Raw genomic sequence first — 14,806 nt, 5'->3', positions numbered from 1 at the left:
AAAAATACGGAATAATGAGTTTAAGAAAAATAGGTTTTTTTATATTAAGTTTTGTTTTGGTTTTCGCTTCATGTACAAATGATGATGTCGCTGCTATTTCATCTACAATTGAAATAGATTTAGAAGAAAAAAGAGATGCTGATAATGATTCTATAGTTAGTTATTTAGAGACGCACTATTATAATTCTAGCGCATTTGATGCTAACAATACAAATATTAATAATTTAGTCATTACTGAAATTAATAAGGGGGATGACGTTCCTGCTGGTAATACGTTATTATTCGATAATGTTGAAAAGGAATCATATACTCTAGGAGATATTATTTATGAGTATTATATTTTAAGAATAAATCAAGGAGGAGGTTATAAATCGCCTAAATTTTCTGATCATGTTTTAATAGCTTATGAAGGATTTAGTTTATTAAATGATGCTGTTTTCGACAGTAGATTAAACCCAAACCCAAGTAGCTTAGATTTATCAGGTACAATTAATGGGTGGAAACTGGTAATTCCGAGCTTTAACACGTCTATTAATCCTGTTAATAATGGAGATGGTACTTTTACATATAATAACTCTGGAGCAGGGATGATGTTTATCCCTTCTGGATTAGCTTATCTTTTTGATGTTAGGTCACCACTTCAATTAGTGCCTTTAGTTTTTAAGTTTGAATTATTAGATTCGTTTGAGAATGACCACGACAATGATGGCATACCATCTTATTTGGAAGATTTAGATGATGATTTAATTTTATTTGGTGAGAGTATAGAAGAAGATAATACTGATGGAGATAACCTAAATAATTTTGTTGATAATGATGATGACGGAGATGGTATTTTAACCAGAGACGAGCTAAAATCTAATACTTATATGGTAGATACTAAAAATGGAGGTATTGAGCCTGTATTGGATGGTACAATAGAATTTGAAGTAAGTAGAGAAGAAGATGCAGATGGCGTAATTACTATTAAAACTTTAAAAATTGTAGATTCTAATGGTGATAATATTAAAGATTATTTAGACGCCGATATTATGGAAGTAAATAATACAGAAGATTACTAGAGGTTAAAAATTCGATATAAAACAAAACACCTCGCAATTGCGAGGTGTTTTGTTTTTATGTAGTATGTGTGTTTATTACAGTAAAAGTGATAAACTTAAAATTAATTGGTTTGGTCTGGTATCAAGCCTATTAGTATTAATACCATTGTTTCCTAAGAAAGTTGCTTCATTATTGTTAAAACCACGTTCGTATCTTAAGTCTACACCAAGTTTCTTAAAGTTTAGTCCTATACCAAAATTCAAACCAACCGAAAATTCATTTTCAATATCATTTATTGCAATACCATCAAATTCAGTATCTAAAATATATTGCAAAGCAGGCCCGCCAAATACGCTAATTGGCCCTAACACTTTTACACCAACTAAAAGCGGTGCATCTAGTTTCTGCATTTTAAAGCTATCATCGTCATAATCGCTTTTTGTATTGGTGTAAACAATTTCAGGTCTAAAATAAATCCGGTTTCCAATTTTACCAAATATACCAATGTGATAACCAACATTTCTATCAGGATTTTTTGAGTTGCTACTAATCGATTCAAAGTAGTCTCCATTGGCATTGTAATTTAATCCTGCCTTTAAACCAATACCGTATGCCGTTTGTGCCATTGAGGTCGCAGGAATTGCAATAGCAATCATTAAAATAAAAAATAAATTTTTACTCACGCCACTAAAATTTTTAAAGTGTTCGTGAAAGTTTTGTAAACTTTTCATAATGTTCGTTTTTTTAGATTTCATTAACAGTATCAAAAACGTTGCCAAACATAATTTATTTTCTTTTCATTACAATCATTTTCATTTTTCAGTTATTTATCTTTGCGGTTATATATTGTAGATTAATGAAATTTGAATTATTAGCAAAAGATGCTCAAAGTAAAGCCAGAGCAGGAAAACTAACTACAGATCACGGTGTCATTGAAACACCTATTTTTATGCCAGTAGGTACTGTAGCTACGGTAAAAGGGGTGCATCAGCGTGAATTAAAAGATGACATAAATCCAGATATAATTTTAGGAAACACTTACCATTTATATTTACGTCCGCAAACACATATTATTGAAAAAGCTGGAGGACTTCATAAATTTATGAATTGGGATAGAAATATTTTAACCGATTCAGGAGGATATCAAGTGTATTCTTTGTCAGCTAATAGAAAAATTAAAGAGGAAGGCGTTAAGTTTAAATCGCACATTGACGGCAGTTATCATACCTTTACGCCTGAAAATGTTATGGAAATTCAGCGTTCTATTGGAGCAGATATTATTATGGCTTTTGATGAATGTACGCCATACCCTTGTGATTATAATTATGCAAAACGCTCTATGCACATGACGCATCGCTGGTTAGATAGATGTATAAATCATTTAGAAAAAACACCATTAAAGTACAATTATAATCAAGCATTTTTTCCAATAGTTCAAGGAAGTACTTATAAAGATTTACGTAAACAATCTGCTGAATATATTGCAAATTCTGGAGCGGTTGGCAATGCTATTGGAGGTTTGTCGGTTGGTGAACCTGCCGAAGAAATGTATGCTATGACCGATGTAGTTTGCTCCATTTTGCCAGAAGAAAAACCAAGATATTTAATGGGAGTAGGAACACCAATCAATATTTTAGAAAATATTGCGTTAGGTGTAGATATGTTTGATTGTGTTATGCCAACCCGAAATGCAAGAAATGGTATGCTGTTTACAGCTCATGGTTCTATAAATATTAAGAATTTAAAATGGGCTGATGATTTTTCGCCAATCGACGACATGGGAATTACGTTTGTTGATACAGAATATAGTAAAGCGTATTTAAGGCATTTATTTACTGTTAATGAATTGTTAGGGAAACAAATAGCAACCATCCATAATCTGGGTTTTTATTTGTGGTTGGTTCGCGAAGCAAGAAAACATATATTAGCAGGAGATTTTAAAACTTGGAAAGACCAAATGGTAAAACAAATGAATAAACGTTTGTAGAGATATTAATGAAGATTTTAGACTGGTATATACTAAAACGTTATCTGTTTACATTTTCTATGATGTTACTATTATTTATTCCAATTGGAATAACAGTGCATCTTGCAGAAAAAATAGGTAAAATTCTTGAAAATGAAGTACCTATAAACGAAGTGCTTGTTTATTTTTTAGACTTCACTATCTACTTTGCCCACCTGTTATTTCCATTATTTTTATTCTTATCTGTTATCTGGTTTACATCAAAACTAGCAAACAATACTGAGGTTATAGCATTTTTAAGTTCAGGAGTTTCGTTTACACGTTTCTTACGACCTTATATGATAGGCGCTACAATTGTTGGAATATTGGCAATAATTTTAGGGTTATTTCTAGCTCCAAAAGCGAGTGAAGGTTTTAATGATTTTCATTATAAATATTTTAAGAGAGGAGGTGCAGTTGATAGCAAAAATGTATTTAGACAAATAAATGACAACGAAATTATTTATGTAAGTAACTTCAATGTTGGTAATAATGTTGGTAATAATTTTTCTTTAGAACATTTTGAAGATAACAAACTAAAATATAAAATAACAGCCTCAAGTATTAAATATATACCAAAAGATACTCTTTATAAGTTAACAAATTATGTTAAACGAGATATAGGAGAGCATGAGGATGAACTTGAAATTTTAAGAAGAAAGGATACACTGCTTTCTTTTGATGTAGATGATTTAATACCAGTAATTTATGCTGCCGAAACCAAAATGTACGGAGAGTTAAAAGAATTTATTGCTAAAGAAGAAGCAAGAGGCTCCTCAAATGTGGGGCGTTTTAAATTGGTTTTATATAGAAAATGGAGTTTACCTGTTTCTGTGTTTATCTTAACAATTATTGCTGTTGCCGTATCTTCTAAGAAAAGACGAGGCGGTATGGGGGTTAATTTGGCAATTGGAATTTGTATTGCAATGGTTTTTGTGTTTTTTGATAAAATTTTTGGAGTTATGGCTGAGCAATCAGATTTCAATCCCATAATTGCAGTATGGTTTCCTAACATCATTTTTGGTATTTTAGCAGCATACATGCTGTACAATGCTAAACGATAAAGTAAAAAATTTTCTCCACCTTCATTTTTTAGTTTTTATAGCAGGTTTTACTGCCATTTTAGGAGAAATTATAACAATAAAAGCAATTCCTTTAGTTTGGTTTAGAATGGTAATAGCTTCTGTTTTAATGTTTATATACATTAAAGTGGTTAAGGTAAAATTGAAAATAAATTTAAAATCAATTTTTAGACTATCAATTGCAGGTGTTATAATAGCATTGCATTGGATAACTTTTTTTGCAGCTATTGATGAGGCAAATATATCTATAGCCTTAGCGATGTTTTCAACAGGAGCTTTTTTTGCTTCTTTTATAGAACCTATAATTTATAAACGCCCAATTATTTGGTACGAAATCCTTTTTGGTATTATTGTTATTTTAGGTGTTTTTATTATAACACAAAGTGAAATAAAATACCTTACAGGGATTGTTTTAGGAATTTTATCTGCTTTTTTTTCGGCATTATTTGCGGTTCTAAATGGACGTTTTTTAAACCAGCATACAGCAACTGTTATTTCATTTTATGAGTTTTTAAGTGGTGTCTGTTTTATATCTATTTATATTTTGTTTTTTGGAGGAGGCTTTTCTATGGATTTCTTTAGTTTAAGTCAATCAGATTATTGGTATTTATTTATACTGGCATCAATTTGCACGGCTTATGCGTTTATTGCATCGGTTTATATCATGAAGACTATAAGTCCTTTTTCAGTAGTTTTAACATATAATTTGGAGCCTGTATATGGTATTATTATGGCGTTAATACTATTTCCTGAAAAGGAAAAAATGAGTACCTCATTTTATTATGGTGCAATTATTATTAGTGTAGTACTTTTAAACGCTCTATTGAAAAATAACAAAAAAATAAAAAGAAAGTCTTCATAGACATTAAACAGAATTAAAGTTTTTATATTTGTCTACTAACTAAAGCTAATAGCCTAAATTGAAATTCTTATGGAATATTTAGAATTTGAACTCCCAATTAAAGAACTTGAAGATCAATTACAAAAGTGTAGAGTAATAGGAGATGAAAGTGATGTTGATGTTACCGAAACTTGCAAACAAATTGAAAAGAAGTTGTCAGCAACTCAAAAAGATATATATAAAAACATAACACCTTGGCAGCGTGTTCAATTGTCTCGCCACCCAGATAGACCTTATACATTAGATCATATTAAAGCAATTTGTGGAGAATCTTTTTTAGAACTTCATGGAGATAGAAGCTTTAAAGATGATAAAGCCATGATTGGTGGTTTAGGTAAAATTGGAGATCAAAGTTTTATGTTTATCGGGCAGCAAAAAGGATTTAATACCAAAACGCGACAATACAGAAATTTTGGAATGGCAAATCCAGAAGGTTATAGAAAAGCATTGCGTTTAATGAAATCTGCTGAAAAATTTGGTATTCCTGTTGTAACGCTTTTAGATACACCGGGTGCTTATCCAGGATTAGAAGCAGAAGAACGAGGGCAAGGAGAAGCCATTGCAAGAAATATTTTAGAAATGACTCGTTTAAAAGTGCCGGTTATTACTATTGTTATTGGTGAAGGTGCATCTGGAGGTGCACTAGGAATTGGTGTTGGAGATAGAGTTTTAATGCTAGAAAATACTTGGTATTCTGTAATATCTCCTGAATCGTGCTCATCTATTTTGTGGCGCAGTTGGGAATATAAAGAACAAGCGGCTGAAGCTTTAAAATTGACTGCTACAGATATGAAAAAGCTAAAGTTAGTTGATGGAATTATTAAAGAACCCCTAGGAGGAGCACATAGAGATAGAGAAAAAACATTTAAGTCTGTTAGCGACGCGATTGTAAAAAATTATGAGGAGCTTAAAAACTTATCACCAAAAGATTTAGTGTCTCAGCGTATGGATAAATATACACAAATGGGAGTTTTTAAAGGATAAGGCTCTTAAAACACAACGACTTATAAAAAAAGCTGAAGTGGCCAACTTCGGCTTTTTTATGCTTATTGACAATATTTTTAACTTATTAACAGTTCAATTGTTAACGAGTAGTTAACATAGAGAAATTATAAAACTCCTAAACCTTTATCTTTTTAATTACTTTTGATACTATGAAACAACCCAACCATTTACAAGGATTTAAAGTTGATAAAAGTACAATTATCAACCTTGAAAAAGGCAAAATACCCCCTCAAGCACTAGATTTAGAAGAGGTTGTTCTAGGAGCTATGATGATTGATAAAAAGGGTGTTGATGAGGTTATTGATATTTTAAGCCCAGATGCCTTTTATAAAGAAGCACATCAACATATTTTTGAAGCTATTTTTCAATTATTCGAAAATAGTGAGCCAGTTGATTTATTAACGGTTTCTTCACAATTAAAGAAAAATTCAAAATTAGAGTTAGCAGGAGGAGATTTTTATCTTATTTCTTTAACACAGAAAGTATCATCTTCAGCTCATATTGAGTTTCATGCTCGTATCATTTTACAAAAATTTATACAACGTAGTTTAATAAAAATTTCAAGTGAAATTATTGAAGATTCTTATGATGAAACTAAAGATGTTTTTGATTTATTAGATCAAGCAGAATCTAAATTATACGAAGTTACCCAAGGAAACATCAAAAAATCGAGTGAAACAGCTCAAGATTTAGTAATACAAGCTAAAAAGAAAATTGAAGAAATCTCAAATAAAGAAGGGCTTAGCGGAATTCCAACAGGTTTCAATAAATTAGATAAACTAACATCAGGTTGGCAACCATCAGATTTAATTATTGTAGCTGCTCGTCCAGGTATGGGTAAAACTGCACTAACATTATCTATGGCTAGAAATATTGCTGTAGATCAAAACATCCCAGTAGCTTTTTTCTCTTTAGAGATGGCTTCTGTACAATTAATAACGCGTTTAATTTCTAGCGAAACAGGTTTGTCTTCAGAGAAATTAAGAACTGGCAAACTTGAAAAACACGAGTGGGAGCAGCTTAACGTTAAAGTAAAAGGGTTAGAAAAAGCACCTTTATTTATTGATGATACACCATCACTATCTATATTCGATTTAAGAGCAAAAGCACGACGGTTATCATCGCAACACGGTATTAAACTAATCATGATTGATTACCTACAGTTAATGACGGGAGGAAGTAACCATGGAGGAAACCGTGAGCAAGAAATCTCTATGATTTCCAGAAACCTTAAAGCTTTAGCAAAAGAGCTTATGGTTCCAGTAATTGCGTTGTCTCAATTGTCTCGTGCTGTTGAAACTCGAGGCGGAAGTAAGCGACCATTGCTATCAGATTTACGTGAATCTGGAGCTATTGAACAAGATGCAGATATTGTTAGTTTTATTTTTAGACCTGAATATTACAAAATTGATGAATGGGATGATGAAGAGCGTTCACCAACTGAAGGTCAAGCTGAATTTATTGTAGCTAAACACCGTAATGGTGGTTTAGAGAATATACGTTTAAAGTTTATTGGGCATTTAGGTAAATTTGACAATTTAGATGATTTTGATTCACCATTTGAGTTTCATTCTAAAATGAATGCAGCAGCTAATGATGATACGTTTAAAACAGATAATTTTAAAGCAAGTCCAGACCAAGCTTTTGGTAGTTCGTTTAATGATGATGATGACAATGAAGTACCATTTTAAAAATTAAACTCCTGTTAAATAAATTCTATAAAAATAAATTTTAATTACCTTTCCGGGTAATTAAGAGCTTTTGGTCATTTTGAAGAAAGAATAACCGAGAAACCTCATTAAGCCCAATTTTTGATTTGAAAAAAACACTTATCATCTTATTGTTTATATGTCTAGGGTTTAAATCATACGCATCCTACATCCTAGTTCCCATGGATGTAGAAAGTCAAAAAAACCATTTAAAGGCTTACGGAATTACATACTGGGCACTTAGTAAAGAGCTAAAAGTAAAATGGTTACTTAACTATAAGGGAGGCTCTTTTTTATTACCAGATACGGAATCCATTCAAAGAGAATGTCAAATAAGAGGTGTTTCTTTTGAAATTATTTCAAATGCTAAAGCTGAAAGTATTCTAGAAAATATAGCAAGTCCTAGTCAAAATATGGAAGCTGTAGTTTTAGAGAAAGCACCAAAAATTGCCGTATATACACCAAACGGAAAACAACCTTGGGATGATGCTGTTACCATGGTTTTGAAATATGCAGAGATTCCTTATGAAACCGTTTACGATGAAGCCGTTTTAAATGATGGACTATTACTTTTTGATTGGCTACATCTTCATCACGAAGATTTTACAGGACAGTATGGCAAGTTCTATGCGCAATATAGAGCATCTTCATGGTATATAGAAGAAAAAAAACAAGCAGAAAATTTAGCTCAAAAATTGGGTTACAATAAGGTTTCAGAAGAAAAGCTAGCTGTTGCTTTAAAAATTAGAGATTATGTAATTGGAGGTGGTTTTATGTTTGCTATGTGTAGTGCTACAGATAGTTTTGATATAGCACTGTCTGCTGAAGGTATTGATATTTGCGAGCCTATGTTTGATGGAGATGGTAGTGATGCTGGATATCAAAACAAAATAGATTACAGTAAAACATTCGCATTTTCAAATTATATTTTAGAAAGAAGCCCAAAAATTTATGAATTCTCTTCAATAGATATGACAAGAAAACGGAAGATTTCTAAAACTACTGATTATTTTTCCCTTATGGAGTTTTCTGCAAAATGGGACCCAATACCAACAATGCTATGTCAAAACCATACCGCATTAGTTAAAGGTTTTATGGGACAAACAACATCATTTTCTAGAGATGAAATAAAATCAAACGTTTTGGTAATGGGTGAGACCAAGATAAATAGTGAAGCCAAATATATCCATGGTATAAAAGGAAAAGGCTTTTTTACTTTTTATGGTGGGCATGACCCTGAAGATTATCAACATAGGGTAGGAGACGCTAAAACAGAATTGGATTTGCATCCAACATCGCCAGGGTATAGATTAATATTAAATAACGTTTTATTTCCTGCAGCAAAGAAAAAGAAACAAAAAACTTAAAACTATAGCATCTAAAAATCAATTCTAAGAAAGATTCATATGGTGTTTACCAAACATTTCTATTCTATGGAAGATATATTTTAATTGCTTTGATAAAAGCGGAGATAAAAAATTATCAAAAAAAGAAGCGGTTAAACTTTTGAAGGAGTTTGAAATCAATAGATTTTGTGGTTAGTAGGCTCAAATTATTTAAGTATATGACGAAAATTGAGGTGAAAATAGAGACGGAAAAATTGATAGAAAGAAATTTAAAAGCTATTTATGAAATGGCAAAAGAGATAAAATAATTTTTTTATGAAGTTTTATCAAAAGCAAATACAACTTAAACCACATTCAAGAGGTTTTCATTTAATTACCAATGAGATTTTGACTGCCATTACTGAAATCGCTCAAATTAATATTGGGCAATTACAGGTGTTTATAAAACATACTTCTGCAAGTTTAACTATTAATGAAAATGCAGATTATACAGTTAGAACAGATTTTGAAAGCCACTTTAATAAAATGGTTCCTGAAAACGCTCCATATTATGAGCATACCTATGAAGGCTCGGATGATATGCCAGCACATATAAAAGCGTCAGTACTTGGTGCATCTGTGCAAATTCCAATAACTAACGGAAAATTAAACTTAGGTATTTGGCAAGGTATTTATTTATGTGAGCATAGAAACCACGCGAGTTCTAGAAATATAGTAATTACTGCATTTGGTAACTAACTTTTCGATTTTATAAGCGCTTCTAATATAAATTCAACACCATAATTATCATTACTTTTTGTTTTGTAATTGGCAATTTTTAATACATTTTCGTGTGCATTTTCCATGGCAAAACTATAAGTTGCTAATTTTAGCATTTCAATATCGTTATTATAATCACCAAAAATAAGTGTTTCATCTGCGCTTATATTATAAGTGTTCTGTAGCATTTGTATAGCGTGTCCTTTATTGGCTAAATTATCAGAGATATCCAAAAAATACTTTCCAGAAATTTTTATTTTGTATTCAGTTTCAAATTTTTTGAATAAAGGATATATATGCTTTTCTGAGTCTTCAGAGTTATATATGGCAATCTTTATGATATCTTCTTTAATGTCATTGATGCTTTTAATCACAGAAAATTTTGGGTAGTATTCTATTAATGCTTTAATATGATCCTCAGAGCTAGTATCACTAAAATATGCTTTAGATTTTGTGCAATAAATAGGATGAATTTGGTCGTTAGAGTTGATTACAGATTCCATATCCAGTAAACTTTTTTTATCCATTGGTGTAGACAATAGAAGTTTATCTTGTGCTACAACAATACCACCGTTTTCTGCAACAATTATAGTGTCGTTTTTTATGGGATTTAGTTTTTTAATAATACTATAATATGGCCTCCCACTTGCAGCTACAAACAAAATATTATGGCTCTTTAATAATTTGAATTGTTCAAAGAATAATGGGCTAGCTTTATGATTAGAATTAAGCAACGTACCATCTAAATCTGTTACAACAAGCTTTATTTGTGATAAATCCATAGAGTTTAAAATGAGTATTTATAAATTAATATTTTATGTAAGACCTGCGAGGTTTTAGAAACCTTGTAGGTCTAATTTATAATTTTAAACAAAAATTAAGATAAAAAAATCCGATTCAAACGAATCGGATTTTTAAATTAAGCGAATAATATGTTTTACAATAGGCTAAGTGCCTTATTTTACTTTCTCTACTACAGCTTTAAAAGCCTCAGGATTATTCATAGCTAAATCTGCTAAAACCTTACGGTTTAATTCAATATCATTAGCTTTTAATTTTCCCATAAATTGAGAATAAGATAAACCATGTTCTCTGGCTCCTGCGTTAATACGCGTAATCCATAATGCACGGAATGTTCTCTTTTTTGCTCTACGGTCTCTATACGAATATTGCATCGCTTTGTCAACCGCATTTTTTGCTACTGTCCAAACGTTTTTACGTCTTCCAAAGTAACCTTTTGCTTGTTTAAGCACCTTTTTTCTTCTGGCTCTTTTTGCTACAGAATTTACTGATCTTGGCATAATTTTAATTGTTTTTTGTAGTAGGCGGTTAATTGCTTAACACTTTAATTTTTGCCTAACTCCAGGGTTTATAAATTGTTTAACCGATTAAAACAAATGTTACTTTAAACGCATCATTGTTTTAATGTTATCCTCATCTGCTTTATGTACTAAACCATCATGAGTTAACTTAAGCTTACGCTTTTTAGACTTCTTTGTTAAGATGTGACTCTTAAAAGCGTGCTTTCTTTTAATTTTACCAGTACCTGTAAGCTTAAAACGCTTTTTGGCACTAGATTTTGTTTTCATTTTAGGCATTTCTTTTCCTAGTTTTAATTATTTCGCTTAATTATCTTTAATGTTATTACTTTTTTGGAGCAATAAACATGGTCATTCTTTTTCCTTCAAGCCTTGGCATTTGTTCTACTTTACCAAACTCTTCTAAATCTTGAGCCAGACGTAATAATAATATATGTCCTTTTTCTTTAAATATGATAGAACGTCCTTTAAAAAACACAAAAGCTTTAAGCTTTGCACCTTCTTTTAAGAATTTCTCGGCATGTTTCTTTTTAAATTCGTAATCGTGGTCGTCAGTATTTGGACCAAAACGAATTTCTTTAATAATAACTTTAGTAGCCTTAGACTTTAAAGCTTTATCACGTTTCTTTTGCTCGTAAAGAAACTTTTTATAATCCATAACCTTACAAACAGGTGGATCAGCATTTGGAGAAATTTCTACTAAATCTAACTCTTGTTCGTTTGCTATTCGCATAGCATCACCTTTGGTATAAATACCAATTTCTACATTATCTCCTACAAGACGTAGTTTCTGTGCTGTAATTTTAGAGTTAATCTTATGTTTGTCCTCTTGTGAAACCCTTCTAGGTTGCTGTCTTCTTCTAATTGCTATGGCGTTATGGTTTTAAATTAAACTTATTATTTATTAAAACGATTTCAACGTTTTTTTAATGTCTTCTTTTATTATTTCAGAGAAGGCTTCTACAGAAATCATGCCTAAATCTTCTCCACCGTGTTTACGAACAGTAATTTTTCCTTCTTGCTCTTCTTGTTCCCCAATAATAATCATATAAGGGTGTTTCTGCATTTCGGCCTCCCGAATTTTCTTCCCTATTGTCTCATTTCTATGGTCTACAAGGGCGCGAATTTCGTCATTTTCTAGCAAATTTAAAACTTTTTCAGAGTATTTTTCATATTTCTCGCTAATTGATAATATAATAGTCTGAATTGGCATTAACCAGAGCGGGAAATTACCACCCGTATGTTCTAGCAACAATGCTACAAAACGCTCCATACTACCAAATGGTGCACGGTGTATCATAATAGGTCTGTGAGACTCATTATCACTGCCTTTATAGGTCAAATCAAAACGTTCAGGTAAGTTGTAATCTACCTGAATAGTTCCAAGTTGCCAACGTCTGCCCAAAGCATCTTTTACCATAAAATCCAACTTAGGGCCATAAAAAGCAGCTTCGCCCTCCTCAATTACAAAATCTAAACCTTTATCAGTAGCTGCATTAATAATAGCCTGTTCAGCTTTTTCCCAATTAGCAACATCACCAATATATTTATCAGGATTCTCAGGATCTCTTATAGAAACCTGAGCAGTAAAATTTTCAAAACCTAAAGAACCAAAAACATAAAGAACTAAATCAATTACATTTTTAAATTCTTCGTCCAACTGTTCTGGCGTACAAAACAAATGGGCATCATCTTGGGTAAACCCTCTAACACGTGTTAATCCGTGTAACTCACCACTTTGTTCGTACCTATATACGGTGCCAAATTCAGCATAACGTACTGGTAAATCCTTGTAACTCCATTGAAAATTATTATAAACTTCACAATGATGCGGGCAATTCATCGGCTTCAATAAAAACTCCTCATCTTCTTTGGGTGTTGTAATCGGCTGAAAACTATCCTCGCCATACTTAGCATAATGCCCAGAAGTTACATAAAGTTCTTTTTGTCCAATATGTGGCGTTACCACCATCTCATAACCTGCTTTTTTCTGTGCAGCCTTCAAAAAATTCTCTAAACGTTCACGTAAAGCAGCACCTTTAGGTAGCCATAATGGTAAACCTTGTCCAACCTTTTGTGAAAACGTAAAAAGCTCCAACTCTTTACCAAGCTTTCTATGGTCACGTTTCTTAGCTTCTTCAAGCATGTTTAAATACTCAGTAAGCTCTTTTTGTTTTGGGAAAGAAATCCCATAAACACGAGTCAACTGAGGTTTGTTTTCATCACCACGCCAGTATGCACCAGCAACGCTCAATACTTTAACCGCTTTTATAATACCTGTGTTCGGGATATGTCCTCCACGGCACAAATCAGTAAACGTAGAATGGTCACAAAATGTAATCGTACCATCCTCCAAGTTCTCAATCAATTCAGTTTTAAACTCGTTACCTTTATATAAAGACAAAGCATCTGCCTTAGAAACAGGTCTTAAATTAAAATCATGTTTCCCGCGTGCAATCTCCAGCATTTTAGTTTCAATAGTTTTAAAATCTTTTTCAGAAACATTATGTTCACCAAAGTCTACATCATAATAATACCCGTTTTCAATCGCAGGACCAATAGTAAGTTTAGCTTCAGGGTAAAGCTCTTCAATCGCTTGAGCCAAAACGTGAGCAGAACTATGCCAAAAAGCAGTTTTACCAGCATCATCCCTCCATGTATATAAAACCAACGAACCATCGGTGGTTAATGGGGTCACAGTTTCCACTGTTGTACCATTAAAGTTCGCCGAAATTACATTTCTAGCAAACCCCTCACTAATGCTTTTCGCAACATCCATTGGTGTAACGCCTTCATCAAACGTTTTCACACTACCATCAGGTAAAGTAATATGTATCATTAAAATAAATTAAATTAAGGCTGCAAAGATAATAGTATAAACAAACCCACACAATATATATAAAGGTATAATTTATTTTTTGGGCGTTCCCCTGTCGGGTCAGGCTATTCGTTCCAAGTCCTCGCACTTCTCCCGATAGCTATCGGGATTAGGCTGTGGGCTATCCACTACTATCCTTAACGCGTACAAATCCGCCAAAGTATTACAATTTCCAGTATCAGAACCATCTGCAAAAAAATAACCTCGATAATAAACTTCCTAGTTGTTAAACCTTTCAGAATAGTTCCATTTCCAATATCTCAAAAGTTTTGATAGCACTTGGAGTTCCGATAAGGTAGGAAACAGCGATTTTCGAAATAATGAGCATCAGGTTAAGTTAAAATTCCTGATTTTAGGATTGAAATCATAAATACTATTAAGGACTACAAATACGAAATCATCAGCGAATGGTGCTTTAGTAATTTTTTATAAATCGCTTTGATTTTTTGGTTCGTTTAGCATCAAGGCAAAATGAACATTAAGTTTTTTAGTTTTATATCTATTATATATGATAGTATTCAAACACACAAACCAGCAATTCAAAGACAAATAAGTCAAAGTAAAAAGTAATAATTTAATAAAACCAGTTACTTTAATTGGCGACTAAGTGCCTTTGTGCGCCAAAAAATTTTCTACACGACACTATAATTATACCCAACACATATTAATTTAAAAAATGTTAACAAAAACATGTATTATAAATCGCAGATAATAAGGCATTTAAAAAGGGTGTAAAAAAAGAATAAAAAAAAGCTTAAAAA

At 32.0% G+C, this 14,806-nt stretch carries 14 protein-coding genes; 8 read left to right on the top strand and 6 right to left on the bottom strand.

Going from position 1 to position 14,806, the window contains the following annotated elements; all coding sequences use genetic code 11:
* The first annotated feature begins 14 nt into the window (after positions 1-14).
* Positions 15-1,061 carry a hypothetical protein gene (locus tag Q0870_RS02190; RefSeq protein ID WP_298550657.1) on the top strand — a complete coding sequence of 349 codons (1,047 nt, stop codon included), beginning with the start codon at positions 15-17 and terminating at the stop codon, positions 1,059-1,061.
* Positions 1,062-1,136: 75 nt separating this feature from the next.
* Here the strand turns inward: Q0870_RS02190 and Q0870_RS02185 are convergent, their stop codons facing one another.
* On the bottom strand, positions 1,137-1,772 hold the full coding sequence (locus tag Q0870_RS02185; protein ID WP_298550655.1) for an outer membrane beta-barrel protein: 636 nt from the start codon (positions 1,770-1,772) through the stop codon (positions 1,137-1,139).
* 125 nt (positions 1,773-1,897) lie between these two features.
* Between Q0870_RS02185 and tgt the strand changes: the two genes are divergently transcribed.
* The 7 genes from tgt to Q0870_RS02150 all read left to right on the top strand — a co-directional run bounded on the left by tgt (position 1,898) and on the right by Q0870_RS02150 (position 9,827).
* A complete protein-coding gene (tgt, locus tag Q0870_RS02180; protein WP_298550653.1) occupies positions 1,898-3,028 on the top strand; it encodes a tRNA guanosine(34) transglycosylase Tgt in 1,131 nt (376 codons plus the stop codon).
* Positions 3,029-3,036: 8 nt separating this feature from the next.
* Positions 3,037-4,110, top strand: coding sequence for an LptF/LptG family permease (locus Q0870_RS02175; protein ID WP_298550651.1), 1,074 nt, complete (start codon positions 3,037-3,039; stop codon positions 4,108-4,110).
* The gene (locus tag Q0870_RS02170) at positions 4,097-4,990 is read left to right on the top strand and encodes a DMT family transporter (RefSeq protein WP_298550649.1); all 894 of its coding nucleotides are present in this window, start codon (positions 4,097-4,099) and stop codon (positions 4,988-4,990) included. The genes Q0870_RS02175 and Q0870_RS02170 overlap by 14 nt, the downstream gene beginning before the upstream one ends.
* A 69-nt stretch (positions 4,991-5,059) precedes the next feature.
* Positions 5,060-6,013, top strand: a complete 954-nt coding sequence (locus Q0870_RS02165; RefSeq protein WP_298550646.1) for an acetyl-CoA carboxylase carboxyltransferase subunit alpha — start codon at positions 5,060-5,062, stop codon at positions 6,011-6,013.
* A gap of 170 nt (positions 6,014-6,183) precedes the next feature.
* Complete coding sequence (dnaB, locus tag Q0870_RS02160) at positions 6,184-7,725, top strand: replicative DNA helicase (protein WP_298550643.1); 1,542 nt, start codon at positions 6,184-6,186, stop codon at positions 7,723-7,725.
* A gap of 200 nt (positions 7,726-7,925) precedes the next feature.
* Positions 7,926-9,110: an asparagine synthetase B gene (locus Q0870_RS02155; protein ID WP_298550641.1), complete on the top strand. Its 1,185-nt coding sequence runs from the start codon at positions 7,926-7,928 to the stop codon at positions 9,108-9,110.
* Positions 9,111-9,404: 294 nt separating this feature from the next.
* Positions 9,405-9,827 carry a secondary thiamine-phosphate synthase enzyme YjbQ gene (locus Q0870_RS02150; protein WP_298550639.1) on the top strand — a complete coding sequence of 141 codons (423 nt, stop codon included), beginning with the start codon at positions 9,405-9,407 and terminating at the stop codon, positions 9,825-9,827.
* Here the strand turns inward: Q0870_RS02150 and Q0870_RS02145 are convergent.
* The 5 genes from Q0870_RS02145 to thrS form a co-directional block, all read right to left on the bottom strand.
* Positions 9,824-10,630: an HAD family hydrolase gene (locus Q0870_RS02145; protein WP_298550637.1), complete on the bottom strand. Its 807-nt coding sequence runs from the start codon at positions 10,628-10,630 to the stop codon at positions 9,824-9,826. The two genes, Q0870_RS02150 and Q0870_RS02145, sit on opposite strands and share 4 nt — an antisense overlap.
* A 174-nt stretch (positions 10,631-10,804) precedes the next feature.
* Positions 10,805-11,149, bottom strand: coding sequence for a 50S ribosomal protein L20 (gene rplT, locus Q0870_RS02140; protein WP_298550635.1), 345 nt, complete (start codon positions 11,147-11,149; stop codon positions 10,805-10,807).
* 99 nt (positions 11,150-11,248) lie between these two features.
* Positions 11,249-11,446: a 50S ribosomal protein L35 gene (gene rpmI / locus Q0870_RS02135; protein WP_067150881.1), complete on the bottom strand. Its 198-nt coding sequence runs from the start codon at positions 11,444-11,446 to the stop codon at positions 11,249-11,251.
* 46 nt (positions 11,447-11,492) lie between these two features.
* Entirely contained in the window at positions 11,493-12,038 is a 546-nt protein-coding gene (gene infC / locus Q0870_RS02130; RefSeq protein WP_219930756.1) for a translation initiation factor IF-3, read from the bottom strand.
* A 33-nt stretch (positions 12,039-12,071) separates the two neighbouring features.
* Positions 12,072-14,006: a threonine--tRNA ligase gene (gene thrS, locus Q0870_RS02125; protein ID WP_298550633.1), complete on the bottom strand. Its 1,935-nt coding sequence runs from the start codon at positions 14,004-14,006 to the stop codon at positions 12,072-12,074.
* Positions 14,007-14,806: the final 800 nt, after the last annotated feature.

It is taken from the genome of uncultured Algibacter sp., from assembly GCF_947487575.1.
GTDB lineage: Bacteria > Bacteroidota > Bacteroidia > Flavobacteriales > Flavobacteriaceae > Algibacter_B.
This window is presented reverse-complemented; position numbering and strand designations above follow the sequence as displayed.

Excerpts from the sequence above, each read along its gene's own strand:
- Q0870_RS02190 (WP_298550657.1), top strand. The coding sequence starts at position 15 with ATGAGTTTAAGAAAAATAGGTTTTTTTATATTAAGTTTTGTTTTGGTT.
- Q0870_RS02185 (WP_298550655.1), bottom strand. The coding sequence starts at position 1,772 with ATGAAAAGTTTACAAAACTTTCACGAACACTTTAAAAATTTTAGTGGC.
- tgt (WP_298550653.1), top strand. The coding sequence starts at position 1,898 with ATGAAATTTGAATTATTAGCAAAAGATGCTCAAAGTAAAGCCAGAGCA.
- Q0870_RS02175 (WP_298550651.1), top strand. The coding sequence starts at position 3,037 with ATGAAGATTTTAGACTGGTATATACTAAAACGTTATCTGTTTACATTT.
- Q0870_RS02170 (WP_298550649.1), top strand. The coding sequence starts at position 4,097 with ATGCTAAACGATAAAGTAAAAAATTTTCTCCACCTTCATTTTTTAGTT.
- Q0870_RS02165 (WP_298550646.1), top strand. The coding sequence starts at position 5,060 with ATGGAATATTTAGAATTTGAACTCCCAATTAAAGAACTTGAAGATCAA.
- dnaB (WP_298550643.1), top strand. The coding sequence starts at position 6,184 with ATGAAACAACCCAACCATTTACAAGGATTTAAAGTTGATAAAAGTACA.
- Q0870_RS02155 (WP_298550641.1), top strand. The coding sequence starts at position 7,926 with ATGGATGTAGAAAGTCAAAAAAACCATTTAAAGGCTTACGGAATTACA.
- Q0870_RS02150 (WP_298550639.1), top strand. The coding sequence starts at position 9,405 with ATGAAGTTTTATCAAAAGCAAATACAACTTAAACCACATTCAAGAGGT.
- Q0870_RS02145 (WP_298550637.1), bottom strand. The coding sequence starts at position 10,630 with ATGGATTTATCACAAATAAAGCTTGTTGTAACAGATTTAGATGGTACG.
- rplT (WP_298550635.1), bottom strand. The coding sequence starts at position 11,149 with ATGCCAAGATCAGTAAATTCTGTAGCAAAAAGAGCCAGAAGAAAAAAG.
- rpmI (WP_067150881.1), bottom strand. The coding sequence starts at position 11,446 with ATGCCTAAAATGAAAACAAAATCTAGTGCCAAAAAGCGTTTTAAGCTT.
- thrS (WP_298550633.1), bottom strand. The coding sequence starts at position 14,006 with ATGATACATATTACTTTACCTGATGGTAGTGTGAAAACGTTTGATGAA.